At 74.7% G+C, this 8,401-nt stretch carries 10 protein-coding genes and 2 pseudogenes; 8 read left to right on the top strand and 4 right to left on the bottom strand.

Going from position 1 to position 8,401, the window contains the following annotated elements; all coding sequences use genetic code 11:
• Positions 1 to 250 (bottom strand): annotated as a pseudogene (locus tag ACYVI6_RS17020) (hypothetical protein); the annotation flags it as partial.
• A gap of 78 nt (positions 251 to 328) precedes the next feature.
• Between ACYVI6_RS17020 and ACYVI6_RS17015 the strand changes: the two are divergent.
• Positions 329 to 1,534, top strand: a complete 1,206-nt coding sequence (locus ACYVI6_RS17015) for a homogentisate 1,2-dioxygenase domain-containing protein (protein ID WP_460447502.1) — start codon at positions 329 to 331, stop codon at positions 1,532 to 1,534.
• A gap of 87 nt (positions 1,535 to 1,621) precedes the next feature.
• On the opposite strand, the gene ACYVI6_RS17010 is transcribed toward ACYVI6_RS17015, so the two are convergent.
• The 3 genes from ACYVI6_RS17010 to ACYVI6_RS17000 form a co-directional block, all read right to left on the bottom strand.
• Entirely contained in the window at positions 1,622 to 1,774 is a 153-nt protein-coding gene (locus ACYVI6_RS17010; protein WP_284287882.1) for a hypothetical protein, read from the bottom strand.
• 83 nt (positions 1,775 to 1,857) lie between these two features.
• Complete coding sequence (locus ACYVI6_RS17005) at positions 1,858 to 2,427, bottom strand: isochorismatase family protein (RefSeq protein ID WP_460447501.1); 570 nt, start codon at positions 2,425 to 2,427, stop codon at positions 1,858 to 1,860.
• Positions 2,424 to 3,713, bottom strand: coding sequence for a nicotinate phosphoribosyltransferase (locus ACYVI6_RS17000; protein ID WP_460447500.1), 1,290 nt, complete (start codon positions 3,711 to 3,713; stop codon positions 2,424 to 2,426). The genes ACYVI6_RS17005 and ACYVI6_RS17000 overlap by 4 nt, the downstream gene beginning before the upstream one ends.
• A 51-nt stretch (positions 3,714 to 3,764) precedes the next feature.
• On the opposite strand from ACYVI6_RS17000, the gene clpS reads away from it, so the two are divergent.
• The 7 genes and pseudogenes from clpS to ACYVI6_RS16965 all read left to right on the top strand — a co-directional run.
• The gene (clpS, locus tag ACYVI6_RS16995) at positions 3,765 to 4,055 is read left to right on the top strand and encodes an ATP-dependent Clp protease adapter ClpS (RefSeq protein WP_460447499.1); all 291 of its coding nucleotides are present in this window, start codon (positions 3,765 to 3,767) and stop codon (positions 4,053 to 4,055) included.
• A 1-nt stretch (position 4,056) separates the two neighbouring features.
• Positions 4,057 to 4,656 (top strand): DUF2017 domain-containing protein, encoded by a 600-nt coding sequence (locus ACYVI6_RS16990; protein WP_460447498.1) that lies wholly within the window; start codon positions 4,057 to 4,059, stop codon positions 4,654 to 4,656.
• 69 nt (positions 4,657 to 4,725) lie between these two features.
• On the top strand, positions 4,726 to 5,523 hold the full coding sequence (gene murI / locus ACYVI6_RS16985; protein WP_460447497.1) for a glutamate racemase: 798 nt from the start codon (positions 4,726 to 4,728) through the stop codon (positions 5,521 to 5,523).
• 5 nt (positions 5,524 to 5,528) lie between these two features.
• Positions 5,529 to 6,308: an MBL fold metallo-hydrolase gene (locus ACYVI6_RS16980; protein WP_460447503.1), complete on the top strand. Its 780-nt coding sequence runs from the start codon at positions 5,529 to 5,531 to the stop codon at positions 6,306 to 6,308.
• A 10-nt stretch (positions 6,309 to 6,318) separates the two neighbouring features.
• Complete coding sequence (gene rph, locus ACYVI6_RS16975) at positions 6,319 to 7,071, top strand: ribonuclease PH (RefSeq protein WP_460447496.1); 753 nt, start codon at positions 6,319 to 6,321, stop codon at positions 7,069 to 7,071.
• Positions 7,068 to 7,694: an RdgB/HAM1 family non-canonical purine NTP pyrophosphatase gene (gene rdgB / locus ACYVI6_RS16970; protein WP_460447495.1), complete on the top strand. Its 627-nt coding sequence runs from the start codon at positions 7,068 to 7,070 to the stop codon at positions 7,692 to 7,694. The genes rph and rdgB overlap by 4 nt, the downstream gene beginning before the upstream one ends.
• Positions 7,695 to 7,895: 201 nt before the next feature.
• Positions 7,896 to 8,401 (top strand): annotated as a pseudogene (locus ACYVI6_RS16965) (molybdopterin-dependent oxidoreductase); the annotation flags it as partial.

Here is an 8,401-nt window from a genome sequence, read left to right as displayed (position 1 = left end):
CCTCGGCGAGCGCGGCCAGCGCCTCGGCGTCGCCCGGCCGCCAGACGGCAGCGACGCGCTCGTCGCCGCCGTCCGCGAGCAGGGGCGGCAGCGCGTCGACCGCGGTGGCGGGCACGAGCAGCGGCCCGACCGCGTCGGCGTGCGGACCTGCGCGCAGCGCCCGGTGCCGCTCGACCGCCACCGGCAGCGGTGCGTCGCCCGGCGGGAACACGGCGGCGTCGTCCACGAGACCGGCGAGCAGCGTTGACACGGCCGCGAGCCTAGCCGACGCTGAGGGGCGTCAGCGGACGACGACGTCCGGTCAGCGGACACCGATGGAGGACCCGGCGTGGCCCACTACCGCAGCCTCGGGCAGGTGCCCCCGAAGCGGCACACGCAGTTCCGGCAGCCCGACGGCAGCCTCTACCGCGAGGAGCTGATGGGCGAGGAGGGCTTCTCCTCGGACTCCTCGCTGCTCTACCACCGCGGGGTGCCGTCGGCGATGAGCGACGCCCGGGTGTGGGACCTGCCCGACCTGTCGACGACGCCGAACCACCCGCTGCGGCCGCTGCACCTGAAGCTGCACGACCTGTTCCCCGGTGAGACCTGGCGCGGGCAGGACGCCGTCACCGGGCGCCGGCTGGTGCTGGGCAACGCCGACCTGCGCATCTCGTACTCGGTGTCGGACGCGACGTCCCCGTTCTACCGCAACGCGATCGGCGACGAGTGCGTCTACGTGCAGGCCGGGTCGGCCCGGGTCGAGACGGTGTTCGGCGCGCTCGACGTGCGCGAGGGCGACTTCGTGATCCTGCCGCGCACCACCGTGCACCGCTGGGTGCCGACCGACGTCGAGGGCGCAGGACCGCTGCGCACGTACGCGATCGAGGCGAACAGCCACGTCGCGCCGCCCAAGCGGTACCTGTCGCGGTACGGCCAGCTGCTCGAGCACAGCCCCTACTGCGAGCGCGACCTGCACGGCCCGGTCGAGCCGCTGCTGGCCGAGGGGCGCGACGTCGAGGTGCTCACCAAGCACCGCGGGCGCGGCGGCAGCGGGGTGGTGGGCAGCGTCGTCGTCCAGACCACGCACCCGTTCGACGTCGTCGGGTGGGACGGCTGCCTCTACCCGTACACGTTCAACGTGAGCGACTTCGAGCCGATCACCGGGCGGGTGCACCAGCCGCCGCCGGTGCACCAGGTCTTCGAGGGGTGGAACTTCGTGATCTGCGCGTTCGTGCCGCGCAAGGTCGACTACCACCCGCTCGCGGTGCCGGTGCCGTACTACCACTCGAACGTCGACAGCGACGAGGTCATGTTCTACGTGGGCGGCGACTACGAGGCCCGCAAGGGCAGCGGCATCGGCATCGGCTCGGTGTCGCTGCACCCCGGCGGGCACAGCCACGGGCCGCAGCCGAAGGCCACCGAGGCCGCGCTGGGCAAGGACTTCTTCGACGAGCTGGCCGTCATGGTCGACACCTTCAAGCCGCTCGAGCTCGGTGAGGCGGCGCTGGCGTGCGACGACGGCGAGTACGCGTGGAGCTGGTCGCGCAACACCTGATCGACCGCACGTGTTGCCCGGGGGCGACGACGGCCGCTCGCACCGAGGTGCGAGCGGCCGTCGGGTCGTACCCCCGAGTGCTGTGTGCTAGACCCTGTTCCGGCCACGCCCGACGAGGGCGAGGATCAGGCTGATGACCAGGACGGCCACGCCGATGTAGATGAGGATCTGGCCGACACCGGCGAAGCCGATGATCACCAGCACCACACCGACGATCAGGATGATGAGCCACGAGGGCACTGCGGTCTCCCTAGGTTCGGTCGCGCTCTACGCGACGTCCGGGGAGATGTCTACAGGTGGCGCGGTTGCGTCGCACCTCGAACTCAGCGGACCACCGGCTCGCCGACCAGCTCGACGCCGGCCGCGCGCAGCTGCTCGAGCGCCCGGTCGGTCGTCTCGCGCGCCACGCCGGCGGTCAGGTCGAGCAGCACGCGGGTCGTGAAGCCGGCCGCCACCGCGTCGAGCGCGGTGGCCCGCACGCAGTGGTCGGTGGCGATGCCGACGACGTCGACGGCGTCCACGTCGTGCGCCCGCAGCCAGTCGGCCAGCCCGGTGCCCCGCTCGTCGAACCCCTCGAACCCGGAGTACGCCGCGGCGTGCTCGCCCTTGCGGAACCGCGCCTCGAGGCGGTCGAGGGGCAGCTCGTCGAGCAGCTCGACGCCGTCGGTGCCGACGACGCAGTGCGGCGGCCAGCTGTCGACGAGGTCGGGGTGGTCGCTGAAGTGGCCGCCCGGGTCGACGTGGTGGTCCTGCGTCGCCACGACGTGGTCGTAGGGCTCGGCCGCCACGTGCGCGGCCACGGCGCGCGCGACGTCGGTGCCGCCGGCCACCGCGAGCGAACCCCCCTCCACGAAGTCGTGCTGCACGTCGACGACCACCAGGGCGCGGGTCACGGGGTCTCCTGCTCGTAGCGGGTGGGGATCGCGGGCTCGCCGCGCGACAGCTGGCGGGCGGACGGCGGAAGCTCGGCCAGCGAGGCGCGGTGCCGGTCGCGGGCGGCGTCGAGCGGCTCGCGGTGCACCACCTCGCCGTCGCGCACCAGCTCGACCTGCAGCGGGCGCTCGCCCTCGACCTCGCGCGGCCACGGGCGCAGCACCTCGGCCTGCGCGACGCCGTCGACCACCAGCCGGCCGGCGTGCTTGCGCCCCCCGACACCGGCCTTGGCGGCGCTGCGCTTCGCGACGCCCTCGAGCTCGCCGGCCGCGTTCTCCCGCGCGACCAGCTTGTAGACCATGCCCGCGGTCGGGGCGCCCGAGCCGATGACGAGCTGCGTGCCGACGCCGTACCCGTCGACCGGGGCGGCGGCGAGCGCGGCGATCGCGAACTCGTCGAGGTCGCTGGTGACGATGATCCGGGTGCCGGGGTTGCCCAGGGCGTCGAGCTGCTCGCGCACCTGGCGGGCCTGGGCGAGCAGGTCGCCGGAGTCGAGCCGCACCGCGCCCAGGTCCCTGCCGGCGACCTCGACCGCCAGCCGCACCGCGGCCTCGACGTCGTAGGTGTCGACCAGCAACGTCGTGCCCGCGCCCTGCGAGGCGACCTGCGCCTCGAACGCCGCGCGCTCGTCGTCGTGCAGCAGCGTGAAGGCGTGCGCGCTGGTGCCGGACGTCGGCACGCCGTACCGGCGTCCGGCCTCGAGGTTGCTCGTCGAGCCGAACCCCGCGACGTACGCGGCCCGGGCCGCGGCCACCGCCGCCTCCTCGTGGGTGCGGCGCGACCCCATCTCGATGCACGGCCGGCCCTCGGCGGCGGCGGTCATCCGGCTGGCGGCCGCGGCGACCGCGCTGTCGTGGTTCAGCACGCTCAGCACCAGCGTCTCGAGCAGCACCGCCTCGGCGAACGACCCCTCGACGGCCAGCACCGGCGAGTTCGGCAGATAGCACTCGCCCTCGGCGTAGCCGCTGATGCAGCCGCTGAACCTGTACTCCCGCAACCACTCCAGGGTGCTGTCGTCGACCACGTGGTGGTCGGACAGGTGCGCCAGGTCGGCGTCGTCGAACCGGAACCGCTGCACGGCGCCGGGCAACCGGCCGGTGCCGGCGACCACCCCGTAGCGGCGTCCGTCGGGCAGCCGGCGGGCGAACACCTCGAAGACGCTGTGCCGGTGCGCCGCCCCGCTGCGCAGCGCCGCCTGCAGCATCGTGAGCTCGTAACGGTCGGTGAGCAGTGCGGTGCCGGTCACGCCGGTGAGCGTACGTCGCGCGATGGCGGTGCGCGCTCCTACAGTGGACCCGTGGTCACGTCGCCGGTCGAGCTCGACGAACCCGTGGCCGACACCGACTCCCAGGTGGCGCGGCCGTGGGTCACGCTCGTGTGGAACGACCCGGTGAACCTCATGGAGTACGTGACGTACGTGTTCCAGAGCTACTTCGGCTACTCGCGGCAGAAGGCCGAGGTGCTCATGCTCGACGTGCACCAGAAGGGCCGCGCCGCCGTCGCGCACGGTGACCGCGAGGAGATGGAGCGGCACGTCGAGGCGCTGCAGGGGTTCGGGCTGTGGGCGACGATGCAGCAGGACGACTGACGTGGGCCGCAAGCAGGGGTTCTGGCGCGGCCGCGACGGCGTGCGCATGGCGTTCGGCGAGCGCGACCGGCGGGTGCTGAGCGACCTGCTCACCGACGTCGCCGGCATGCTCGACGACGACAGCGAGACGCCCACCGACCCGCTCGAGGCGCTCGTCGGCATCAGCACCAGCACCGGCCCGCCCGACGACCCCGCCCTGCGCCGCCTGCTGCCCGACGCGCACCGCGACGACGCCGAGGCCTCCGCCGAGTTCCGCCGCTACACCGAGCGGTCGGTGCGCGAGCGCAAGCGTTCCGGTCTGCAGGTCGCCGTCGAGAGCCTGCAGCACGACGGCACCGTGGTGCTCACCCCCGAGCAGCGCACCGCCTGGGTGGTGGCGCTCACCGACGTCCGCCTGGTGCTCGGCGAGCGCCTCGGCCTGCACACCGACGAGGACCACGAGCGGCTCGTCGAGGTGGTCGAGCAGCTGCTCGACTCGGACGAGCAGAGCGACCCAGACTCGCCCGCCGAGCGCACCATCGTGCTGCTCTCGCTCTACGAGCACCTCACGATGCTGCAGGCCCAGCTCGTCGACGCCCTCTCCCGCGACCTGCCCGGCTGAGCGCGCTGTCACCCGCGTCACGCCGGGCGGTGCCGCTGCGGCGGGCGCGAGCGGCTTAGGCTCGACGTCGTGGCGGACGCACCCATCGGCATCTTCGACTCCGGGTACGGCGGTCTGACGGTGGCGCGGGCGGTGCTCGACCAGCTGCCGCACGAGCCCGTGCTGTACCTGGGTGACACCGCGCGGCAGCCGTACGGGCCGCGGCCGGTGGCGGAGGTGCGGCGGTACGCGCTGGAGTGTCTCGACGGGCTGGTGGCGCAGGGCGTGAAGCTGCTGGTGATCGCCTGCAACAGCGCGAGCGCGGCGGTGCTGGCCGACGCCCGCGAGCGGTACGACGTGCCGGTGGTCGAGGTGATCCGGCCGGCCGTGCGGCGGGCCGCGGCCGCGAGCCGCACCGGGCACGTCGGCGTCATCTGCACGCAGGCGACGAGGACGAGCGGCGCCTACGAGGACGCCTTCGCCGCGGCGCCGCACCTGCGGGTGACCACGCGCGCCTGCCCGCGGTTCGTCGAGTTCGTCGAGTCGGGCGTCACGAGCGGCCCCGAGCTGCTCGCCGTCGCGCACGAGTACCTCGACCCGGTGGTCGCGGCCGGCGTCGACACGCTGGTGCTCGGCTGCACGCACTACCCGCTGCTCACCGGCGTGATCTCGTACGTCGTCGGCGACCTGGTCACCCTGGTCAGCTCGGCCGAGGAGACCGCGAAGGACGTCTACCGGCGCCTGGTCGAGCACGACCTGCTGCGCGACCCCGCGCTGCCCGCACCGGTGCACCGCTTCGAGACCACCGGCGACCCGACGCGGTTCGCCGACCTCGGACGCCGGTTCCTCGGGCCGGAGGTCTCGGCGGCGTCGCTGGTCGGCGCGTGAGCCGGCTGCGCGTCACCGTCGTCGGCTGCAGCGGGTCGGTGCCGGGGCCGGGCGGCCCGGCGTCCTGCTACCTGGTCGAGGCGGACGACGACGCCGGGCGCACCTGGCGGGTGGTGCTCGACCTCGGCAACGGCTCGCTCGGCGCGCTGCAGCGGCACGTCGACCCGGTGACCCTCGACGGCGTGCTGCTGAGCCACCTGCACGCCGACCACTGCCTCGACCTGTGCGGGCTGTACGTGATGGTGAAGCACCGTCCGGGCGTGCCGGCCGGCGTGCGGGTGCCGGTGTGGGGTCCGACCGGCACCGCCGAGCGGGTCGCCCGCGCCTACGACACCCCCGACCACCCGGGCGAGGTGGCGGTCGCAGAGCAGCTCGACTGCCGGGCCTGGCGCGACCGCGAGCCGGTGCGCGTCGGACCGCTGACCGTGACGCCGGTGCGGGTGCACCACCCGGTCGAGGCGTACGGGCTGCGCGTCGAGGCCGGCGGCGCAGTCCTGGCCTTCACCGGCGACACCGACGCGTGCGAGGCGCTCAGCCCGCTCTGCACCGGCGCCGACCTCGTGCTGGCGGACTCGGCGTTCGTCGAGGGGCGCGACACCGTCGAGGGCATCCACCTGTCCGGACGCCGGGCCGGCGCCGCCGTCACCGCGGCCGGCGGCGTGCGGCGCCTGGTGCTCACGCACGTCCCGCCGTGGAACGACGTGGGCGTCTGCCTCGCCGAGGCGCGCTCGACCTGGGACGGGCCGCTCGAGGCCGCGACGCCGGGCGCCGTCTACGACCTCTAGCCTCGTGGGCATGACAGACCTCACCACCCAGCTGCGCGCCGACGGTCGCGCGGTCGACGAGCTGCGCGCCGTGAAGATCACCCGCGGCTGGCTCGACCACGCCGAGGGCAGCGTGCTCGTCGAGTTCGGCCGCACCCGCGTGCTGTGCGCGGCGTCGTTCACCGCCGGCGTCCCGCGGTGGCGCAAGGGCAGCGGCGAGGGCTGGGTGACGGCCGAGTACGCGATGCTGCCGCGCGCCACGAACACCCGCGGCGACCGCGAGTCGGTGAAGGGCCGCATCGGCGGCCGCACCCACGAGATCAGCCGGCTCATCGGCCGGAGCCTGCGCGCCGTCATCGACACGAAGGCGCTGGGGGAGAACACGATCGTCCTCGACTGCGACGTGCTGCAGGCTGACGGCGGCACCCGCACCGCGGCGATCACCGGCGCGTACGTCGCGCTCGCCGACGCCGTCGAGGACGCCCGCGCCCGCGGCCTCATCGGCAAGAAGGCCCAGCCGCTCACCGGCTCCGTCGCCGCGATCAGCGTCGGCGTCGTCGGCGGCCGGCCGGTGCTCGACCTGCCCTACGACGAGGACGTCGCCGCCGGCACCGACATGAACGTGGTGATGACCGGCGACGGGCAGTTCGTCGAGGTGCAGGGCACCGCCGAGCACGGCGCGTTCGACCGCGCGATGCTCGACCAGCTGCTCGACCTCGCCACCATCGGCTGCACCGAGCTGACCGGTCTGCAGCTGGCCGCGCTGCAGGAGCCGCTGGCGTGAGCGGGCCTCGGCTGGTGCTCGCCACCCGCAACGCGCACAAGGTCGTCGAGCTGCGCGAGCTGCTGGCCGACCTGGGTGCGGGTGTGGATCTGGACACCGCTGTCGTGGGCGTCACCGAGTTCCCGGACGTCGAGGACGTCGTCGAGTCCGAGGTGACGTTCGAGGGCAACGCGCTGCTCAAGGCCCGCGCCGTCGCCGCGGCCACCGGCCTGCCGGCGCTCGCCGACGACAGCGGCCTCGCCGTCGACGTGCTCGGTGGCGCCCCCGGCATCTTCAGCGCCCGCTGGTCGGGGCGGCACGGCGACGACCGCGCGAACCTCGAGCTGCTGCTCGCCCAGACCGGCGACGTCCCCACCGAGCACCTCGGCGCCCAGTTCGTCTGCGCCGCCGCGCTCGTGCTGCCCGGCGGCGACGAGCACGTCGAGCGCGGCGTGCTGCGCGGGGTGCTCGACCGCAACCCGCGCGGCACCAACGGCTTCGGCTACGACCCGGTGTTCGCGCCCGAGGCTTCGAACGGGCGCACCCTCGCCGAGTACGACGCCGCGGAGAAGAACGCGATCAGCCACCGCGGCCGGGCCATGCGCGCCATCGCCCCGCGCCTGCTCCCGCTCCTCACCCCGTAGCCCTTTCCGCGCGTCAGCCCGGTGTGCGCACCTCAGCCCGCTCCCGGCCCCTCGCTGAGCGGGCTGACGCGCGCACGCAGCCGGCCGTGCGCACCTCAGCCCGCTCCCGACCCCCTCGCGAGCGGGCTGACGCGCGCAAAGGGCTGTGGGGGTTTCGTGGCGGGCGGCGCCGGCTCGCGAGCGGCGTGTGATCCTGAGGGGGTGACGCTCACGTCGTCCCGGCCGGACGCACCGACCACCCCACCGTCCGCGCGGCGGCGCCTCGACGTCGGGGCCGCGCTGGCCGGGCTGGTGGCCGGCGGGGTGACCCTCGCGGTGGCCGAGCTGCTCGCGGCGCTGCTCGTGCGCAGCGGCCACACGCAGGGCACGCCGTCACCGGTCGTCGCCGTGGGCGGCGCGTTCATCGACCGCACGCCGCCGTGGCTGAAGGACGCCGCGATCAGCGCGTTCGGCACCCACGACAAGGTGGCGCTGCTCACCGGCATCGCGATCGTGCTGGCCCTGCTGTCGGCGCTCGCGGGGGTCGTGGCCGCGCGCCGCCGGCTGCCCGCGCTGCCCGTCGTGACCGCGCTCGCCGCCGTGGCCGCCGCCGCGGTGGTGACCCGACCCGGTGCGGGCTGGGCCGACGCGGTGCCGACCGTCGTCGGCGCGCTCTGCGGCCTGGTGGCGCTGACCTCCCTGCTCGACCGCCGCTCCGCCGCCGCGCC

It is taken from the genome of Angustibacter aerolatus (assembly GCF_054776675.1).
The sequence above is the reverse complement of the archived record's forward strand: the minus strand, read 5'-3'. Positions and strand labels throughout refer to the sequence as shown.

Excerpts from the sequence above, each read along its gene's own strand:
- rph (WP_460447496.1), top strand. The coding sequence starts at position 6,319 with ATGACAGACCTCACCACCCAGCTGCGCGCCGACGGTCGCGCGGTCGAC.